General features: G+C 67.1%; 16 protein-coding genes and 5 pseudogenes. 9 read left to right on the top strand and 12 right to left on the bottom strand.

Annotated features, from left to right (window positions below; all coding sequences use genetic code 11):
* Positions 1 to 144 precede the first annotated feature (144 nt).
* Both SAM23877_RS42230 and SAM23877_RS34845 read left to right on the top strand, forming a co-directional pair.
* Positions 145 to 314: pseudogene (locus tag SAM23877_RS42230) on the top strand (IS630 family transposase); the annotation flags it as partial.
* A 201-nt stretch (positions 315 to 515) separates the two neighbouring features.
* Entirely contained in the window at positions 516 to 1358 is an 843-nt protein-coding gene (locus SAM23877_RS34845) for a MerR family transcriptional regulator (protein WP_053141827.1), read from the top strand.
* A 232-nt stretch (positions 1359 to 1590) separates the two neighbouring features.
* On the opposite strand, the pseudogene SAM23877_RS34840 reads toward SAM23877_RS34845, so the two are convergent.
* From SAM23877_RS34840 to SAM23877_RS34830, 4 genes and pseudogenes are all read right to left on the bottom strand, one after another.
* Positions 1591 to 1851: pseudogene (locus SAM23877_RS34840) on the bottom strand (DUF6924 domain-containing protein); the annotation flags it as partial.
* A 297-nt stretch (positions 1852 to 2148) separates the two neighbouring features.
* Positions 2149 to 2283 carry a hypothetical protein gene (locus SAM23877_RS41885; RefSeq protein WP_280518085.1) on the bottom strand — a complete coding sequence of 45 codons (135 nt, stop codon included), beginning with the start codon at positions 2281 to 2283 and terminating at the stop codon, positions 2149 to 2151.
* Between the two features lie 44 nt (positions 2284 to 2327).
* On the bottom strand, positions 2328 to 2543 hold the full coding sequence (locus SAM23877_RS34835; RefSeq protein ID WP_053141823.1) for a hypothetical protein: 216 nt from the start codon (positions 2541 to 2543) through the stop codon (positions 2328 to 2330).
* 979 nt (positions 2544 to 3522) lie between these two features.
* Positions 3523 to 4395, bottom strand: a complete 873-nt coding sequence (locus tag SAM23877_RS34830) for a methyltransferase domain-containing protein (protein WP_053141821.1) — start codon at positions 4393 to 4395, stop codon at positions 3523 to 3525.
* Positions 4396 to 4423: 28 nt separating this feature from the next.
* Between SAM23877_RS34830 and pdxR the strand changes: the two genes are divergently transcribed.
* Positions 4424 to 5914, top strand: a complete 1491-nt coding sequence (gene pdxR, locus SAM23877_RS34825; RefSeq protein WP_425314778.1) for a MocR-like pyridoxine biosynthesis transcription factor PdxR — start codon at positions 4424 to 4426, stop codon at positions 5912 to 5914.
* A gap of 155 nt (positions 5915 to 6069) precedes the next feature.
* Here the strand turns inward: pdxR and SAM23877_RS39830 are convergent, their stop codons facing one another.
* Positions 6070 to 6246: a hypothetical protein gene (locus SAM23877_RS39830; RefSeq protein ID WP_159042040.1), complete on the bottom strand. Its 177-nt coding sequence runs from the start codon at positions 6244 to 6246 to the stop codon at positions 6070 to 6072.
* Positions 6247 to 6800: 554 nt separating this feature from the next.
* Here SAM23877_RS39830 and SAM23877_RS41980 point away from each other — a divergent pair.
* Positions 6801 to 7118 carry a hypothetical protein gene (locus tag SAM23877_RS41980; protein ID WP_342342871.1) on the top strand — a complete coding sequence of 106 codons (318 nt, stop codon included), beginning with the start codon at positions 6801 to 6803 and terminating at the stop codon, positions 7116 to 7118.
* Between the two features lie 13 nt (positions 7119 to 7131).
* Here the strand turns inward: SAM23877_RS41980 and SAM23877_RS34815 are convergent.
* Positions 7132 to 8588: pseudogene (locus SAM23877_RS34815) on the bottom strand (NF041680 family putative transposase); the annotation flags it as partial.
* Between the two features lie 133 nt (positions 8589 to 8721).
* On the opposite strand from SAM23877_RS34815, the pseudogene SAM23877_RS34810 reads away from it, so the two are divergent.
* The 3 genes and pseudogenes from SAM23877_RS34810 to SAM23877_RS42225 form a co-directional block, all read left to right on the top strand.
* A pseudogene (locus SAM23877_RS34810) lies at positions 8722 to 9009 on the top strand (transposase family protein); the annotation flags it as partial.
* 126 nt (positions 9010 to 9135) lie between these two features.
* Positions 9136 to 9711 carry a hypothetical protein gene (locus tag SAM23877_RS39825; protein WP_159042039.1) on the top strand — a complete coding sequence of 192 codons (576 nt, stop codon included), beginning with the start codon at positions 9136 to 9138 and terminating at the stop codon, positions 9709 to 9711.
* Between the two features lie 474 nt (positions 9712 to 10185).
* A protein-coding gene (locus SAM23877_RS42225; RefSeq protein WP_425314744.1) for an IS630 family transposase occupies positions 10186 to 11252 on the top strand; the annotation gives its coding sequence in 2 pieces (ribosomal slippage) (positions 10186 to 10629 and positions 10632 to 11252; 1065 coding nt in all).
* Between the two features lie 111 nt (positions 11253 to 11363).
* Here SAM23877_RS42225 and SAM23877_RS34795 read toward each other — a convergent pair.
* Both SAM23877_RS34795 and SAM23877_RS34790 read right to left on the bottom strand, forming a co-directional pair.
* The gene (locus SAM23877_RS34795) at positions 11364 to 11900 is read right to left on the bottom strand and encodes a DUF4240 domain-containing protein (protein ID WP_053143176.1); all 537 of its coding nucleotides are present in this window, start codon (positions 11898 to 11900) and stop codon (positions 11364 to 11366) included.
* A gap of 53 nt (positions 11901 to 11953) precedes the next feature.
* Positions 11954 to 12310: pseudogene (locus SAM23877_RS34790) on the bottom strand (transposase); the annotation flags it as partial.
* Positions 12311 to 12660: 350 nt separating this feature from the next.
* On the opposite strand from SAM23877_RS34790, the gene SAM23877_RS34785 reads away from it, so the two are divergent.
* Positions 12661 to 13677, top strand: coding sequence for a threonine ammonia-lyase (locus tag SAM23877_RS34785; protein WP_425314777.1), 1017 nt, complete (start codon positions 12661 to 12663; stop codon positions 13675 to 13677).
* A gap of 453 nt (positions 13678 to 14130) precedes the next feature.
* On the opposite strand, the gene SAM23877_RS36840 is transcribed toward SAM23877_RS34785, so the two are convergent.
* The 3 genes from SAM23877_RS36840 to SAM23877_RS42220 are packed head-to-tail and all read right to left on the bottom strand — an operon-like array spanning position 14131 to position 15118.
* Entirely contained in the window at positions 14131 to 14613 is a 483-nt protein-coding gene (locus SAM23877_RS36840; protein ID WP_063796805.1) for a GNAT family N-acetyltransferase, read from the bottom strand.
* 28 nt (positions 14614 to 14641) lie between these two features.
* Positions 14642 to 14875 (bottom strand): zinc-binding dehydrogenase, encoded by a 234-nt coding sequence (locus tag SAM23877_RS34775; protein ID WP_053141813.1) that lies wholly within the window; start codon positions 14873 to 14875, stop codon positions 14642 to 14644.
* 36 nt (positions 14876 to 14911) lie between these two features.
* Entirely contained in the window at positions 14912 to 15118 is a 207-nt protein-coding gene (locus SAM23877_RS42220; RefSeq protein WP_425314776.1) for a zinc-binding dehydrogenase, read from the bottom strand.
* 177 nt (positions 15119 to 15295) lie between these two features.
* Between SAM23877_RS42220 and SAM23877_RS38555 the strand changes: the two genes are divergently transcribed.
* Positions 15296 to 15835 (top strand): hypothetical protein, encoded by a 540-nt coding sequence (locus SAM23877_RS38555; protein WP_053125971.1) that lies wholly within the window; start codon positions 15296 to 15298, stop codon positions 15833 to 15835.
* On the opposite strand, the gene SAM23877_RS34770 is transcribed toward SAM23877_RS38555, so the two are convergent.
* Positions 15753 to 16559: an IS5 family transposase gene (locus tag SAM23877_RS34770; protein ID WP_107408701.1), complete on the bottom strand. Its 807-nt coding sequence runs from the start codon at positions 16557 to 16559 to the stop codon at positions 15753 to 15755. The two genes, SAM23877_RS38555 and SAM23877_RS34770, sit on opposite strands and share 83 nt — an antisense overlap.
* Positions 16560 to 16824: the final 265 nt, after the last annotated feature.

The following is a 16824-nucleotide window of genomic DNA, read 5'->3' as shown; positions in this document are numbered from 1 at the left end:
CGTCGGTTCGGCCGGGGCCCGGGCCGTCGGAGGGCCTGAGGGGCCAGGCCCTCATCCCACTGGTCCGCGGCATCCCGCCCCTCCGCTCCCGTCGCGGCCCACGCCGCAGGCGGCCCGGCAAACTGCAGGTGACAGGGGCGACGACATCCCGCGCAGACCCGGGCCCTGGACCGATACCTGCGCTGGCGCAACGCCAATGCCCGACCCCCGACGTCCTCGCAGCCCAGCGTAGAGAACGCGCCCGCATCCGCAGCGGAAAGGGCATCCGCTGGGGTGGACGGCCCCTCGCACCCGCAGCTGATGGGGCTCCGTGAGGACCCCTAACTCCTACTCGGGGCGCCATCAGACCTGCTCGACGGATCGCCCCACCCATTCCAGGCCTGTCCTGGGGACGGGACACCCATGGCGAGGGGCCGCCCGGTAGCCCGTCAGGGTCCGGGTGGTGTGTAGTTGCACATGCCGTAGCGGCATGTGGTGTCGTCGAGGGCACCACAGCACGAAAGGCTCTGTCTGCGATGTACCCCTCCGTCATGCCTCCCTGCGAGGTCAAGATCGGAGATGCCGCCGCCTTCGCCGGAACCACCCCGCGCGCCATTCGTCACTACCACCAGATCGGTCTGCTGCCGGAGCCCGAGCGAGGCGGCGACGGACGCCGCTGCTACGGCTACGCCGACGTGATCCGCCTGCTGTGGATCCGCAAGGTGTCAGAGGCCGGCATCAGCCTGGACGACATGCAGGCCGCCTTCGACGAAGCCCGGGACGTTGAGGACGTCCTGGGTCGGCTGGAGGAGACCCTGGCCGCCCAGGAGGCCGACATCAAGCGTCAGCGCGCAGCAGTCCAGCGCCTGCGGGTCGTGGGCAGCCCACTGGGCTTGCTCTCCCCGTTGGTCACGGACCGGCTCACCCACCTGCCTTCTGGCGCACTGCGCCCCTCCGACCTGGACGCCCTGCTGGTGACGGAACGGATCTTCGGGCCGCTGGGAGCCGCAATTCAGGCCAGTGTGTTCATCGCCCTGGCGACCCATCCCGGCCTACGGGTCGAGGCAGACCGCCTCGACGCGGCCGACGCCGCCCTCGATGACATCGTCGACCCCCACGACCCACAGGTCGAGGAACTCGCCGCACAGCACTGCGCCCACCACAAGGCCCTGCTCCAGGCCATTGAAGCGGCCGGACTGGATGTGGCCGAGGAGAAGCTCTTCGAGATCTACGACGCCGAGGCGAGCGGCGAGGAGGACGCCCGGATGAGTGCTACCGAAGCGGTGACCAAGATGCCCTATGGCTTCTCCGCGGCCCGGACCCGGCGCATGGAACTCACGGCACGGCTCCTTTACGGGGACCTGTTCACAGGCAGCTGATCGCTGGTGTGGCCGTGCACGAGGATCCTGGATTGGCCACCGACACGAAGCCAGCGTCTCGACGTCTCGACACGGTCGGCACACTCCACGAGCGGAAGCCCAAGCCGACGACCCGGGCCACGCTCCTCGAAACTCCCCACTTCGTTGAACACCACAGTGAGTGTGCAAGGAGCATCCATGGCCGTTTTCAAGAACCCCCATCACAGCCTGACACCGCCTGGCGGCCAGTGACTCAGAAGCCTCGAAAAACGCCGTCGCCGTCGACGGAGTCGGCGAACTCCGCGAAGTCCGTGTTCGCCCCCGAGAGGTTGTTCTCGACACCCCACAGCTTGGCTGCCACAACGCGGACACACCGCCCACGCTCACCCCGCAGGTCCACCACGAGGAGCGGCAGTTCAGTCGAGGCGACAGCTACTGAGTCCGCCAGGACAAGAAGTGGATGCTGGTATTCCGCAGGGATCAGGTCGAGAGCCTGGTCGGGCGTCAAGCCCTCGTACCTCGACGAGTGCGACGTCCCGGACGTCGTGCGTCATGGGGGCCTGTCGGGTGTGGCCGGCGGCATGCCCGTGGACAGCCGGGCTGAGGGTTTCGCATCGATGCACACATGTTCGAGCCTGCCGCCTTGCGGGCCGACCTCGAAGCACGCGTCGGCACCGGATGCCGATTGCGGGCGACGGCCAGATCAACTGAGCACTGAGCCCTTCCGGCTCGGCTGAGCGTAAACCGACTGGGGGTACGATCACCTCAAAGTCAGAGAGGCGAGGCCTGTTTATTGGTCAGCCTTGATCCCTCACTTGCGCCTGCCTCGCCGGGCGAGCATGGTGAAGATGAAGACCGCCACGACTCCTGCCGTGATCAGCCATGCCCATCTGAACCAGGGCGGCCCGTCCCACCGCTCGGCCAAGGTCATTGCCTGGAACACCATATGATTCGCTCCCTCCGTATGGCTCACGCTGCCTCAGTCCGGACTCAACCGGCCCCACCGATGGCGTAGAGAAGCCCGAACAGCGCTAGGAAGAGCCCGACCACCACGAAGACGATCCGGTTCCATACCCCCATCCACCTGCCGCCGGACGTTCCGGAAATCGCCTTCGAGCTGTTAGCACCTGCCCTTGAGAAGCGCGACGCAAAGACGGCAAATAGCAACCCGAAGGCAGCCACAAAAGCTCCAACGGCAACGTCCACTGGTACTCCTCGCCCTGCTAGCAACAATACTGACCGCGCATAACGCACTCGCCAGTGCTCACTCCAGGCTCTAGCCGAAGTCCGCACCGTTCTTGTCGCCGGGAATCCGCCTTTCAGTCCTGATGATCTTCAATGGTGCCGCCGCCCGCTGCTCGGGCTGATGATCCTCGGCCAGACCGCATCATCCTGGCGGATCGCCTGAATCGTCCCAGCGGTAGCCGTCACATTCGACAGGCTCACACCCGGCCGCGAGCGCCCGCTCAGTCAGTCGTTCCAGTGCTCGGGCGCGACGCCGGCCGCAGTCGTTGGCGCATCGCATGGGCCGAGTCAACGCCTTACAACACGGCGCTGAAACGCGAACAGCAGCTTCAGGGACTCGCGGGGTCAGTCGCCGGACAGAAACCTGTCCTTGACCTCCCAGGCAGTACAGATTGCCTCCTCGGATCGCGGGCCACCCCGAACCCGGGTGCTGATCCGTTCGCTGGAGAGATCAGCCCTCGGAATGCCATGCTCGCTGAGCACATGTAGTTGCGAGTCGAGTTCCTCGTCCGAGGGTCGAGCATCTCACGTACCCGATACGGATGTACGCGCCCGGCAGGTCCGGGTCGATCTACGTCGGCGGCGGGAGCCCCGGCCACCACAGCCGGCCCAGGCCGCGCACAGCCGGAGTGGGCACCCGCCGCGCCTTCTTCAGCCTGGACACCAGGGTGAAGCGGCGCGTGGCAGGCGAAGGCGATCGCGCCGCTACGCGGAGCGGCAGGGCGAGCGACGCGTCACGCTTCGGACAGGTGAGCCGTCCGATGCCACCCGTGTCCGACCGGTCGACCGTAGGCTACTGAGGGCCCCGTCACGGGCGGAGCTTTCACACAATGCAAGTCTCAGCAGCAGGGTGCGTTCCACTCTCGAGTGAGGACAGGTTCTGAGAACGGAACCGGGATCGGCGGCGGGGCCGGCGCCCCATGACCCGTAAACGGGTGGTTCATGAGACCCGAGGGGGCCCTGCGGAACCTGCGGGCCGGTTCACGGCGACGGCTTTGAAGAACGTGTAGTGGAAGGTACCGTCGTGGGCGGTCCGGTGCAGGTCTGCGATTCCCTGGTCCCAATCAGCCGGAGTGATCAGGGCGGACGCCAGCGCGTTGTCCCGAACGGATTCAACCATCGCGATGAAGGTGTTGCGGATGAAGCCGTTGACCCACTCGGGCCGAGTCTGATCGGCATAGACCGTGTGTGGACGGACTTCAACGCACGCGTATCCGACGCTGGCCAGCAACGGCTGTAGTTGCCGGCCGAGCAGCGCATTGCCTCCGACTGCCGCCTGGAGGCGGATCTGGCATTCGATCGCCGCCTGGGCATACGCACTGTCAGGGTGAAAGACCACCGATCCGTGGTCCCCCTCGATCACAGTGATGGTGCCCCCGGGCCGCAGCACGCGCCGCAGTCCGGCCAGCGCCCGTCGGGGATCTGGCAGGTGTTCCAGGACGAAGCATACGAACACATGGTCGAACTCCGCGTCAGCGAAGGGAAGTTCGAGCACGTCTGCGTGGTGCCACTCCACTCGCGCCTCAGGCGCGATGCCGGCGACGTGGGTGCGAGCCTGCGCGAGCGACTCCTCGGACTGGTCGACCGCGACGATGTGCGCCCCGGGGCTGGAACGGAGCAGATGGACTGTCTGAGCGCCAACCCCGCAGCCGAGCTCCAGTACCCGACTGCCTGCGGGGTAGGTGGTTCCGGCGTGCAGCAGCTGCGCCAGTGTGTCCGCCTGGTCGCCCAGCCGACGGCCTTCACGCTGCGAGTATCCGTGTACGTAATTGGCCGCCGGGACAGGGGTGGAAGATGCTGTAACTGTTTCCATGGACCCACTCTGCTGCCACTATGGCCCGGTGAACAGATCCAATGAGGGCACCCCCGACCGGTCCATAGTGTCGGGGTCCGACTTCCTTCATATGGCCATCGACGAGGCGCCGAGCGGCGGGAAGTCCGAGTGGCTGGCCCAGCAGATCCGGCTCGCACTGGCGGACAGGCGCCTGCCGGTGGGAAGCAGGCTGCCGGCCACGCGGGTCTTGGCCGGCGAACTGGGCGTATCGCGTGGCGTGGTCACCGAGGCCTACCAACGCCTGGTCGAAGACGGATACGTCGCCGGACGAGGGCGCAACGGAACGATCGTCGTCAGCGCACCCGCGACGACGACAGCAGCCAAGCCTCCAACGCCCGCCAGTCCGTCGTCACGTCGCTCAGTGTTCACCACCGAGCCCGGAGCAGACGTTTTCGACGCGATACGCACGACCCGGGCCCGGATCGACTTCTCTCCAGGACTTCCCGATCTCGCCGCGTTCCCGCGAGCGGCGTGGTTGCGCGCAGAACGCCTTGTCCTGGATCGCCTTGCGACATCCGACCTCGGGTACGGAGACCCACGCGGTACGCCGGCACTCCGCATGGCCATCGCAAACTGGATCGCTCGTAACCGCGGCATCCGGGCGGTCCCCGACGAAATCCTTATCGTCGCCGGTACCGCCCAGACACTCACCCTCGTAGGGCAGGTGCTGCGCGGGGACGGCATCTCCACGGTAGCCATCGAGGACCCTGGCTCGCTCGGAGCCCGCCAGCATTTACACAACTGCCAGTTGGACACCCCGCCCGTCGCGGTTGACTCAGAGGGGATACGTGTCGATGAACTGCGGGCCACGGGCGCAGCGGCCGTCTTCCTGACACCCGCACACCAGTTCCCCACCGGTGTCGTCCTTCGCGGCAGCCGCCGCAGCGAACTGACGCATTGGGCAAGTAAAAGCGGTGGTCTGATCATCGAGGATGACTACGACGCCGAGCACCGCTACGACCGGCCGCCCGTGCCGGCCCTACGGTCCATGCTCGCAGATAGCGTCTTCTACGCCGGGAGCGTCTCGAAGCTCCTCGCCCCGGCCCTGCGCATCGGATGGATTCTCGCCCCGCCGAAGTACCGCGATGGGCTCGTGGACGCCAAACGGTTCGCCGACCTCGGTAACGCCACCCTGCCACAACTCGTCCTTGCCCACTTCATGGAATCCGGCGCGCTGGAACGTCAACTGCGCCACTTGCGTCGGCAGCACCGTCGCCGCCGGGACACCATGGTCAAAGCTGTCGCTGCTCACCTACCCGGTGCGATCGTGCACGGTGCCGCAGCGGGCCTGCACCTGACAATCACGTTCGAGGCCGGGTTCGCCGACACAGACGTCGCAGCCGCGGCACTCGCGCGCGATGTGAAAGTGCACCCTTTGTCCTGGCACTGCCAGCTCCCCCGCAAACCGGGACTAGTCCTGGGCTACGCCGCGACCCCGACGACCGACATCAGCGAAGGAGTGGCGACACTCGGCGAAGTACTGAGACGGATGTCCTGACGGACTGATCAAAGGTCGCACGCTCCTGAATTCTGGTCGGGGACCGTGACGGCTGTCGCGTCGAAGCCCGGCCGAGCTGGCCTCCACCGGTGGGCGGGACGGCGTCTCGGCGCCGGCGCGGATGACGGTGTCATCGAGGTCCCTGGGAGTCGGCCTCATTCACCGGTACCAGGCGCGATGTTGCAGTTGAGGCGGAAGGTGTTCGGTGAGTCGTACGCCGCCTCCAAGGCGGTCAGTCGCTTGTGGCCGTCCAGCGTGTAGGCAGTACGAGGCCGTTCCCGGTCGGCGGCGGCACCGTGGCCCATGAAGTTGAGGAACCGGCGGCGGTCCACGGCTCCAGCTCCCCGAAGATGCCGGAGGAACGCGAACGCGTCTACCCCGGCTGCCGAGTCATCCGTCAATGCCACGAGGACCGCCAGTGAAGGGCGCGTCACGCCGGCCGGCGGCGTTCGGATGCGCGGGCCGACGGGAGAGCGCGCCGTCCAGGTGGCGCACTTCCACAATCGCGGGCAGCGCTGCCTTGCCGCTGATGTGCTTGAGAAGCGTGCGGACCGTGCCCCCGGTCGGGTTCAGCCAGGAAGACGTTGTCGGCCGCCCACGGCATCGGGACCGGAGGGTCGTCGGGATGTCGGCGCTCTGCGCATAGCTTGATCTTTAACCTGCATCAGCCTTCGGGGCCGGGCCGCATACTGGTTCGATGGGTTCGATCTCCATGCGCCATCGGTTCTGGGACCCTCGCAGCACGAAATTCGACTTCCTCTCTTCGGTTCTCGTGTGCTGTCCCAGCTGCGAGAAGGTCGCGCACGTCGGCACAGCACCAAACGCGTCCGGTGTGCACGACCGGGGCCTCTTCGCGTCAAGGCGTCTTGTTTGTCGGAGCTGCGGGATGGCGAAGGAATGGAGTCGTGGCGGTGTGGCCTTCCACCGGGACCGGCACGCGCCGGTCACAGACCCGTACTTCGATGCCCGTCTTTGGTTGCAGACTGAGACCCGGCACGGGTGGGTATGGGCCTACAACCTGGAACATCTGGACCTGATCAAACGATGCGTGCAGGCAGCGCTGCGTGCAGGTATTCCTTGGCACGACCACGGCCGGAGGATGACCTTGGTGGCCCGCCTGCCCGCATGGATGCAGCAGGCCAAGAACCGTGACGAGGTGCTGCGGGCCATCGCCCGCATCCATGCCTCACTGCTTCGTGCCTAACTTGCCCCCTCTTGCCTGTGCGGCGGGGCCGTGGGTTGGTCGATTGGTCGGCTTCTTGTTCCGGGGCGTGGTGCTGCCCGTTTTGCGGGGCGTGTGGACGTCGGGTCGCGGGGTAGGCCGGGTGTTCATTCGTCCGGGAGGTCGTCCGGGCCGGGGCGGGTGGGTTTCGGTGCCGCGGCCGGGCAGGCGGCTGCCGGGCGGACGTGCCGAAAATCGCGGCGGACACCAGCGGGCGTCGGTCTGTCCGCGGGAACGGGCCTTTCCCATGGACGGCGCCGGTCGGCTGCCAGTGGTCAGGCCAGTCGCAGTTGCGTGTAGGGGCGAGGATCAGCCAGGTCCAGCAGTCGGCCGCTTCGGGGTGCGGACCTTCGGGCAGGTCCAGCCGAGAGTCTGCTTGAACAGGCGGAAGGTGTGCTCGATGTCGAAGCGCCGCAGGTATGCCTGCCAGAGACGGTCGGTGTCCGCTGCGTCTGCGTCGGTCTCTGACCACCACAGCCAGACCGGCCTCGGGGTGGCTTCGCTGGGCAGACATTCGATGTCCAGGCGGATCACGGTCCCTTCGACGATGGGGGGGGTGCCGTCGGCTGTGGCCCAGGACGAGCGGTGGGTGAGCTTGGGGTGGAGGCGGTCCCAGGAGCGGGCAAGGGCGGTGCCGTTGAGGCGTGTGTCGGTGACGGTTTCGGTGTCTGGGGTGCCCCACGTGTCGGAGTGTCGGAAGACGAACTCGCCGCCGTGCCGGGGCGGCCGGCCTCTGGTGTGAGGCTCCCGCGGCGGCGCCGGCCGACGCAGGACGCGGTCCGAGCGCATCCGGGCCAGCACCTGCACCGGCGGATTCCGCAGGAGAAGGGCGAGGCGGGGTGCGTCGTATCCGGCGTCCGCGATGATGAGGATGTCCGGGTGCCCGGTCTGCCCCTGACCTGTGGTGATGAGCCGCTCAACCAGGTCGCGCAGTTGTCGGGCGATGACGGTGGCGGTTTCGACCCCGGGCGCCAGACGCAGCGCGTCCAGGGGTGCGGTCCACGAACTGCGGCCGGGTTCCAGTGCGCAGACGATCCAGTAGGGCCAGCCGGGAACCGGGATGTGCTGGTCCTTGCCCGGCCATAGGTGTGGCGCAGGATCCGCTCCGGCGAGGTGTGGGCATCGGGCCGCAGCCAGCAGGTGACGTCGGCGGCCAGGACCAGCCGGCCGTCCGCCGATCGTGCCAGAGGCGCCGAAGCCAAGGCCGTCGCATCCGGTCCGCGTCGACCTGACCTCGAGCGAGGGCGGCGTAGAGCGCGCTGTGCCCGCGGCGGTATTCACCCACCAGTGTCAGCTCAGCCAGCGTCCTCACCGGCCCGTCCCCGCACAGAACCGCATCCACCAGCTCGAACAGAACATCCGAACGGGCGGTGAGACAGGAGTGGAACTCGCGCCGGACGCACGACAGTTAACCCAGGGCTCTCGCCGGTCAGCGTGATGCTGCAGACTCATCCTCACGGCCTTCGTGCTGGACGTGCGTGCTCCTCGGTCGGAGCACATGTTCAGACGAAGGCCGTTTCTGGGACTGGCAGTTACCGAACCGCGTGATCAAGTACGACGCACCGTTCGACGCCGCACGTTCACCGAGTCCGGCATCGATCGGGCCTGCCGCGGCGCCCCGACCCTCGCCGACGACGGCTACCAAGGCACCGGCCTCCTCATCCCGCACCGCAGACGACGAGGCCAGAGCCACCTCTGCCCATCGCAGGAGACAGAGAACACCCTCCATCGCCGGGCACGAGCGCGCGTGGAACACACCCCGTCGCGATTGAAAAACTGGAAGATCCTGCGGGACTGCCAACTCAAGGGCGACGGAGCGCACCAGGCCATGCTCAACATCGCCCGGCTGCACAACCTGGCCCTCACTGGATAACTCACCCCCAATACGGGACAACCTCTGCAAGCTGGGGGACGTTGCATTTCTTGGCTGTGGCCAGCGCGGGCAGTGTCGACAATACGGTGGGACAGCACAGGTCTACTACGCTTGCGAGGTTCCCTCATGGACAGAAGCCTGGACAGCTCTTTGGAGCTGGCTCTGACGTGCTCGACCGCATTGCGGCTGGGAGGGGCCCTCTACATCCTCGTCGAGCGTGCCGGGCTCGCTGACCCGTACTACCTCGCCGATGCGGGACTTCGCGCCGGTCTGCGGGCAGCAGCCGGCCGGACGCTGAATCAGAAGCTCCTGCAACATGCGTGGTCCGGTTTGGATGCCGTTCAGAAAAGCTATCCGGCGAAGCCTGCCGCCGCGTTCACGCAGGCAGGTTTCGCGGTGATAGCACGAGCGCTCCAGGTCGTGGGGCAATCCAATCAGCAGCACGGCCTGCCAGAGATTCACTCCCTGGCCGTAGATGCTGCGGTTCTTTGGCCCGGGCCAGTCGATTCCAGTATGGATCCCGGCCGCAGGCTCGTGGCCTATGAAGAGGCGTGCCAGACCGATGCTCATCGAGCGTTGGTCGATGGCGGCCTCACCAAGCTTCGGCAGGTCATGGGAGCGCAGGAGCTCGCCTACCGACGTCTAGCAGAGGCACTGTCGCGGAAGCCGAACGCCCCCGGATCTCCACCCGGTGCCGCCTGATCACCCGCCCGCCCAGTCGTACGCGGTCCACCCCTCGGCGGGCACCTTCACCTGCTGCGCGACGTACGCCGCAGCCTCACCCGCCGTTCCTGAAGCCCATGTCCTCTCCTGCGAGCCTGCGTCACTGGGTGACGCATTCTTGGCGGATTTGATTCAGCGGCCGATGTCCTGATGCCAGAAGCCAGCTCGCTCACAGCGTCCAGCACGCCCCGCCCGAGCGCGGTCGGTGCGTCGAGGATGTCGAGGACCAGGACAGTCAGCAAGATCAACTTCTCGACGTTGCGAAGTGCCTCGGTCCGCCGACGCAGCCGCACGAAGATGACCGCGAGCAGCCAGCGGAGAACCCTCGCCGCAAGGATGGAGGAACTGCTGGAGGTCCACCCTCTTTCCAAGACACCTCATGGTGCTACTGAGGTTGAACTCGTGGTGTCGTAGGTGCTGACGGCTCGTGGTCGGCTGCGGTATCACCGGGGCATGCGGTATCCACAAGGGGGCGGGCTGACCCCCGAACGACAGCATTCTCGCGAGGAGTTACGGCTCCAGGCGGCCGAGGGGTTCGCCCGGGGTAAGGCGAGTTCGGTGATCGCCAAGGACCTGCGGGTCAGTGTCCGGTCGGTGCAGCGATGGCGGCGGACGTGGGACGAGGGCGGTCCGCGGGCTCTGAGGTCGCAGGGACCCGCGTCGTTGCCGAGGCTGAGTGAGAAGCAGTTCGCGCAGTTGGAAGCGGAGCTGGCCAGGGGGCCGGCCGCGCACGGCTGGGAGGACCAGCGCTGGACCCTGAGCCGTGTGAAGACCGTGATCGGCCGGCGCTTCCACCTGACCTACACGATCCAGGGCGTGCGCAAGCTCCTGATCCGCAACGGCTGGTCCTGCCAGGTCCCGGCCCGACGCGCCATGGAGCGCAACGACGACGCGGTTGCCGGGTGGGTCAAGGAGGTGTGGCCCTGCGCGGAAGACTCGCGGCGGCCCGTGGAGCCTGGCTCGTGTTCGAGGACGAAGCCGGATTCTCCATGACGCCGCCGCAGGCGAAGACCTGGTCACAGCGCGGACGGACCCCTGTGGTGCGGGTCCGCGGCCGCTCCCGCAGGCGGATATCCATCGCCGCGCTGACCTGCTACAAACCCGGCCACCGCTCGAGGCTGATCTACCGGCCGCGCCGGGACGAGGGGCAGCGCGACGGACGCAAGAGCTTCTCCTGGCGCGACTACCGGGACCTGCTGACCGCCGCCCACCAGCAACTCGGCGGCCCGATCGTCCTCGTCTGGGACAACCTCAACGTCCACAAAGCCGCCGACCTGCGGGAATGGGCGGAAGCCCGGGACTGGTTGACCATCTACTACCTGCCGCCCTACGCACCCGACCTCAACCCCGTTGAAGGGATCTGGTCCCTCCTGCGACGCGGCTGGCTCTCCAACGTCGCCTTCTCCACTCCCGAACACCTTGTCCAGCGCATCCGACACGGACTGCGGCACATCCAGTACCGCAGCCACCTCATAGACGGCTGCCTCGCCGAGACCGGCCTGACCATCAGACCCGCCTGACCCGGCGCGACATCACGAGTTCAACCTCAGTAACTCGTCAAGGCGCCAGCTGCAGTATTCGAACAGCGATCGCTCGTAGAGCGTCTCGATGGATAAGGTTCCGGCCGCGACTCACTCCAGGTAGAGAGCGGCCAGACGCGGCAGGCGGCGAGCCATCTCGTCTGAGTCGTCGAAGTCGAAGGCCCAGGCAGGATCCATCTGCGGGTAGCGGATGCTGGGTGGGCCGGCGGGAAGCTGATCACCGGTCGCCGTGATGTGTGCGTTCCAGGTGATGCCCAGCATGTCCTCAGCCTCCAGGTCGACGCCGTCGGCCGCGCAGGCTTGAACGATGGGCAGTTCCGCGAGGGCATCGGGATCAGCGACTGCGCGCTCGAAGACCTCACGCCCCTGAGCGATCAGCCAGCCGCGGAAGTAGTCGAAGCCGTCGTCAGAGCATCCACCGTTGGCGATGTAGGCAGCGGCCCACAGAGGGTTGGTGTAGGACTCAACCATCAAGTCCCACAGCACCTGCGTAGCGGCGACGACGTCCTCGACCGGCCGGTCGGCCAGCAGCGAGGCCGCCTCGCGAGCGACCGCTTCGCTTTCGTCTGGGGCGATTACCTGGTCACGGGCCGCCGCGATGAGCTCCCAGAACTGCTTCTTGTCCATGGTGGCAGAGCATGCCACCTGGTACTGACAGAGCAGCTCTCTACGGTGGGAGATCACGCTGCGGCCTTCTCTGCCTCCAGCGCTGGGGCCGGAAAGGCGACCAGTTCATCGAAGAGTGTGTGCTCTTGAAGGCAGCGATAGAGCTGGCCGAGCATCCGGTCGAAGAGGTTACGCAAGGCGGCTGCGTGCCAGTCTCCGTGAACGTCGCATCGGCGCCGGTAGTGGGCTTTGGCCCCGGGTGATCCGTTGGGGGCCGCGAAGGCCCACAGATAGCCAGCGTGGTTGAGCCGGTCGTTCTTCACCCTCCGCCGGATGATGCTCGACTTCTTGCCGGAGGCCCTGGTGATGGGTGAAGAGCCGGCGTAAGCCTTCAGGCCGCGGGCGTCGGCAAAGCGGCTTCGATCGTCGCCGCGACGGCACCTTCTACGACCCCGAACCCGCCCCGTCAGGTTGACCAAACCCATAGGGGCACCCCCCGGGCGGAGGGCGCCGGGCACCCGCAGGGCATCGTTCCCGGCGGTCCTGCCGCAGGCAGCGCAGGATCACAGTACGGGTGGCACCCTCGCACTGCCACGCGAGAAGAGCCACCGCCCGATGGACGACAAACCTGGGTGAGCTGGCAGAGCGGTACCGGCCGGTGAGCAATGCTCAAGACCTGTGGATCGGCCTCGGGAGAGGTGCCTCGCGGAATGTCGAACGCCCCAAGCTACCTGCCGCAGCGTGATACTCGTCAACCGACCTGCAACCCTGCCAGGTACTTATGGAACCAGCGCCGGTAGCACTATGTTGCTGTGTCGTGCAGGAGACGCGTCTCGACACTGCTCGGATCCGGGCGGCTCGCCGGGTGATCGCCCCGGTCTTTCTTAATACTCCGCTATACCGCTGCGAGGCGCTGGAGCCCGGCCTCGGATGCGCGGTGAGCATCAAGCTCGAAACGGCGAACCCGGTCCGGAGCTTCAAGGCCCGCGGCACCGAGGTGATCGCGAGCCAGCTCGCCGACGTTGGCTCGCGAGCCGTGGTGTGCGCGAGCGCGGGCAACCTGGGCCAAGCCCTCGCGTGGTCTGGTCGCGGCCGGGAACTCGACGTGACCGTCGTGGCATCCCGCTTTGCGACTCGGGCCAAGCTCGATCGCATCCGCGCGTTGGGCGCCGGGTTGGAGCTGGTGGACGGCGATCACGAGTTGGCTCGTGAGCGAGCGGCGGCCATCGCGCGGGACGACGGTATCCGGCTGGTCGAGGACAGCCTGGACATCGAAACCTGCGAGGGCGCGGCGACCATCGGCCTGGAGCTGGTGGACACCGCGCCATCGTTCGACACCGTCCTGATTGCTCTCGGCGGTGGGGCGCTGGCCACCGGAGTGGGTCATGTGGTGAAGGCATTGGCACCCGAAGTCGAGGTGATCTGTGTCCAGCCGCTGGGCGCACCGGCGCTGACACACTCGTGGCGCCAGCGGCGTGTCGTCACCACCGACTCGACCGACACCATCGCTGACGGCGTCGCCGGCCGACGTCCCATCCCGGCTGTCCTGGACGATCTCCTCATGGTCGCTGACGACGCCGTCCTGGTCCATGAGGAGTCGATCATCGCCGGTATGCGGATGCTCCTTGACCACGCCAGCCTCGTCGTCGAACCTTCGGCCGCGCTCGGCATCGCGGCGATCCTCGAAGACCGCGACCGCTTCGCCGGCCGACACGTTGTCACCATCGTGTGCGGCAGCAACGTCGACGTAAACGCCTACCACCACTGGGTCGGCACAACCACCATCCACAAGTCTTGACAATAGCTCCCGGGCGGTGCGGGCAGTCGGCCATCGCCGAGGCGGACCGTGAGAGCTGCGTGGACCGGTCTTAAGTGCTGCAACGGTGCTTGCTCTGAGTGCTGGGCAGTTTTTCAGGGGCTGTGTCCGCGTCATTTTGTAGTGACTGCGCCGAGCTTGATACTGCCGTCTGCGGCGCCATGTCGACCAGTGCCAGATGTGGTCGACCGGTGTGCGACGGCGTGTGGTGAGTCGGGTGATCAGGCGTCTGATTTCGGCGAGGTGAGGTGGATGAGCGGGGAGGACCGTTTCTGCTTGACCGCGTCCAGCTGAGATTCGGCCCGAAACATATCGCAAGGCGAAGCGAGGCCGGCCGACAGGTCTTGCACGACCACGTGATCGTGTCACCAGTTGGCGAGGCGCGACCCGGATCGGCCGGCGAGACACGACCCGGGTCGCCTTCGGCACCTAGCCTCACCTGTCGCGCGGTGCCGTGATCAGGTCCATGCCCGGGTAGCGGCCGTCTACGAAGCCCGCTGCTTCGTAGACAGGCCTTCCCGCCTGGCTGGTGTGCAGTTGGATGTAGTGGATACCTGCCCCGTTTAGCCAGTCGACCAGCTCATCCACGATGCGGCGTGCGTAACCGCGGCCGCGGGCCGGGGCGTCGGTCACGATGCCGTCGAGGTAGCCGCGGCGACCGTCGGGCCAGTGTGGACCGGGCAGGTGGTAGGTGACCCAGGCCATGCCGCAGGCGAGGAGGGGCTCACCGGGACGGTCGCCGACGACGAGGCAGAGGAAGTCGTCGCGGCGATTGATGCGCTCGTCGAACCAGTTTCGGGCATTCCGTCGCCATGGAGTGTCGGCCGGTCCGGGTTCCGTGCCCAGGCTCCCCAGCGCGACGGCTCGCAGCCGGATAAGTTCCGGTATGTCGGCTGTCGAGGCAGTGCGAGGCTGCATATCGTGACCACGTCTTTCTCTCTGTCTGTCAGCGGGCCATGGCGAGCAGGACACGGCCGAAGGGCCGCTCCTCGATCAGATAACGCTGTGCCTCGGGCGCCTGGTCCAGTGGGATGACACGGCCGACGACGGGCTTGATGCGGCCCGCGTCGAGCCAGTTCAGCAAGGTCACACGAACCGCGCGGGCGACGTCCGGTGGGGTCATCGTGAAGGTGAAGCCGTGAGCGGTGGCGTTCTTCCACACCAGGTCAGTGATGTTCACCGTGCCCTCGGCACCGCCGGAATATCCGACACCGACTTACACGCCGCCGTGCGCGAGCGCGACGATGCAGGGGCCGAGGAGCGGACCTGCGACAGCGTCAACCACGACGTCTACGCCCCGGCCGTCGGTGATGCGCGTTACGCCTTGGGTCAGGGGTCCGCGGGATAGGTCGATGACGTGCTCGTGGCCGACGGCACGGGCGGTTTCGGCTTTGTCAGTGCGACTTGCGGTGGAGACGGTCATGGACGCGCCGAGTTCGCGCCGACGGAGCCACCGATACCCGGAGTCAGCACGGTGCCGCCGGCCTTTAGAGGCCGTTCTCTTTCCGAATGCCGTGTGCGGATTCCGCTGGTCAGGCATGAGATTGCGGCTGTGGCGGGAGTCTCGACTCGTTGCTGATCGAGTCGGTGGGGGTGGCGGATGCCGTCGATGCGGGCGGTCCTGGAAACGCGGCGGAAGGCCGCTGCCGTGCGGGTGGATGAGCTCGAAGCCGAACTGAAGCGGGTGCGGGCAGACTTGGCGGATGCCGAGGAGGTTCTCAAGCTTCGGACGATCGGCCTCGAGCAGTATCTGGAAGCGCTCGCCGAGGAGGAACAGCCGGCCGAGACAGTCGTTGGCCCGTCGCCGAGGACGCCGGTGGGCCCGCGCCGTGCGGTGCCACATCGACAGAACGCGGCCGGGGTCGAAGACCTGTCGGTGGACTACCAGGCGGTGATGGCAGCCGCGGCCGAGGCCGGGAACGACGGGCTGGGTGCCCGGCGGGCGGCCGTGGTGCTTGGCTGGGACAGTGCCTCGGCCTCACGTGTCGAGGGTGCGAGAGCACGGCTGAAGAGGCTGGTGGAACGGGGCTGGCTGGTGGAGACGAAGCCCGGGAGGTTCACCCTGCCGTCAGCACTGCAGGCCGACGAGATCGTGCGGCCAGGCGGCGGCTCATCAGGGCGATCATCGACCAGCGGATGACGGCTTCGCTCGTGTCGGGGCGGCGTTCGTAGTCCCTGACCAGGCGGCGGCTGCGCAGAAACCACGCAAAGGACCGTTCGACGACCCAGCGGCGGGGAAGGGCCTGGAAGCCTCGAACATCTTCACTGCGGCGGACGATGTCGAGGACGAGGCCGAAGTGCTGGCTGGTCCAGTCGGTGAGGTGGCCGGTGTAGCCGCCATCGGCCCAGACCCGGGCCAGCCGCCGGAAGCGGCCGGCCGCCGCTGGCAGAAGGGACCGGGCGCCGTCCCGATCGGTCACGGACGCCGGTGTGACCAGCACAGTCAGGAGAAGTCCGAGCGTGTCGGTGAGCAGGTGCCGCTTGCGACCGTTGATTTTCTTGCCCGCGTCGAAGCCCCGTGAGCCGAAGGTGACGGTGGCGTCCGCTTTCACCGACTGCGAGTCCACGATCCCCGCGCTCGGCTCGGCGCTGCGGCCTTCGCCGGCGCGGACGGCTTCCCGCAACCGGTCGTGCAGCTCGGTGACCAGTCCCGTGTCCCGCCAGCGGGCAAAGAAGGCGTAGACGCGCGGCCAGGGCGGGAAGTCCGCGGGCATTGCCCGCCACTTGATGCCGTTGTCGACGAGGTAGCGCACTGCGTCGATCATCTGCCGGTGGCAGTAGCCCTCCGGACGCCCGCCGCGGCCCGAAAGCCAGCCCGGCACCGGAAGAAGGTCCCTCACCACGGCCCACTCGGCATCGCTCATGTCCGAGCCGTATCGGGGCCGGCGCTGCGGCCGGTCGACTGCGTTCCCGAACCTGTGGGCGAGGCAGTCACACCCACGAGTGGACGAACTGGACTCGGCGACCACGACCACGCGACACTTCGACAACAGGGCCTCTTGCTTCTCGCTGGACTCGACATCCGCGAGCTACCAAGAGGCCCTTCCTTCATGCACCCGCCCCGGACAACTCACCCGAACCAGGACCCCGTTCGAACCTGCCCGACCGCACGAGCGGATAGAGAACAGG

Origin of the sequence: Streptomyces ambofaciens ATCC 23877 (assembly GCF_001267885.1) — a bacterium.
GTDB lineage: Bacteria > Actinomycetota > Actinomycetes > Streptomycetales > Streptomycetaceae > Streptomyces > Streptomyces ambofaciens.
Note: the sequence above shows the minus strand (reverse complement) of the source record. Positions and strands in the feature narration are given on the sequence as shown.

Coding starts and splice junctions, on each gene's coding strand:
- SAM23877_RS34845 (WP_053141827.1), top strand. CDS start 516: ATGTACCCCTCCGTCATGCCTCCCTGCGAGGTCAAGATCGGAGATGCC.
- SAM23877_RS41885 (WP_280518085.1), bottom strand. CDS start 2,283: ATGGTGTTCCAGGCAATGACCTTGGCCGAGCGGTGGGACGGGCCGCCC.
- SAM23877_RS34830 (WP_053141821.1), bottom strand. CDS start 4,395: ATGGAAACAGTTACAGCATCTTCCACCCCTGTCCCGGCGGCCAATTAC.
- SAM23877_RS41980 (WP_342342871.1), top strand. CDS start 6,801: ATGGCGAAGGAATGGAGTCGTGGCGGTGTGGCCTTCCACCGGGACCGG.
- SAM23877_RS39825 (WP_159042039.1), top strand. CDS start 9,136: ATGGACAGAAGCCTGGACAGCTCTTTGGAGCTGGCTCTGACGTGCTCG.
- SAM23877_RS34795 (WP_053143176.1), bottom strand. CDS start 11,900: ATGGACAAGAAGCAGTTCTGGGAGCTCATCGCGGCGGCCCGTGACCAG.
- SAM23877_RS34785 (WP_425314777.1), top strand. CDS start 12,661: ATGGAACCAGCGCCGGTAGCACTATGTTGCTGTGTCGTGCAGGAGACG.
- SAM23877_RS36840 (WP_063796805.1), bottom strand. CDS start 14,613: ATGCAGCCTCGCACTGCCTCGACAGCCGACATACCGGAACTTATCCGG.
- SAM23877_RS42220 (WP_425314776.1), bottom strand. CDS start 15,118: ATGACCGTCTCCACCGCAAGTCGCACTGACAAAGCCGAAACCGCCCGT.
- SAM23877_RS38555 (WP_053125971.1), top strand. CDS start 15,296: ATGCCGTCGATGCGGGCGGTCCTGGAAACGCGGCGGAAGGCCGCTGCC.
- SAM23877_RS34770 (WP_107408701.1), bottom strand. CDS start 16,559: ATGAGCGATGCCGAGTGGGCCGTGGTGAGGGACCTTCTTCCGGTGCCG.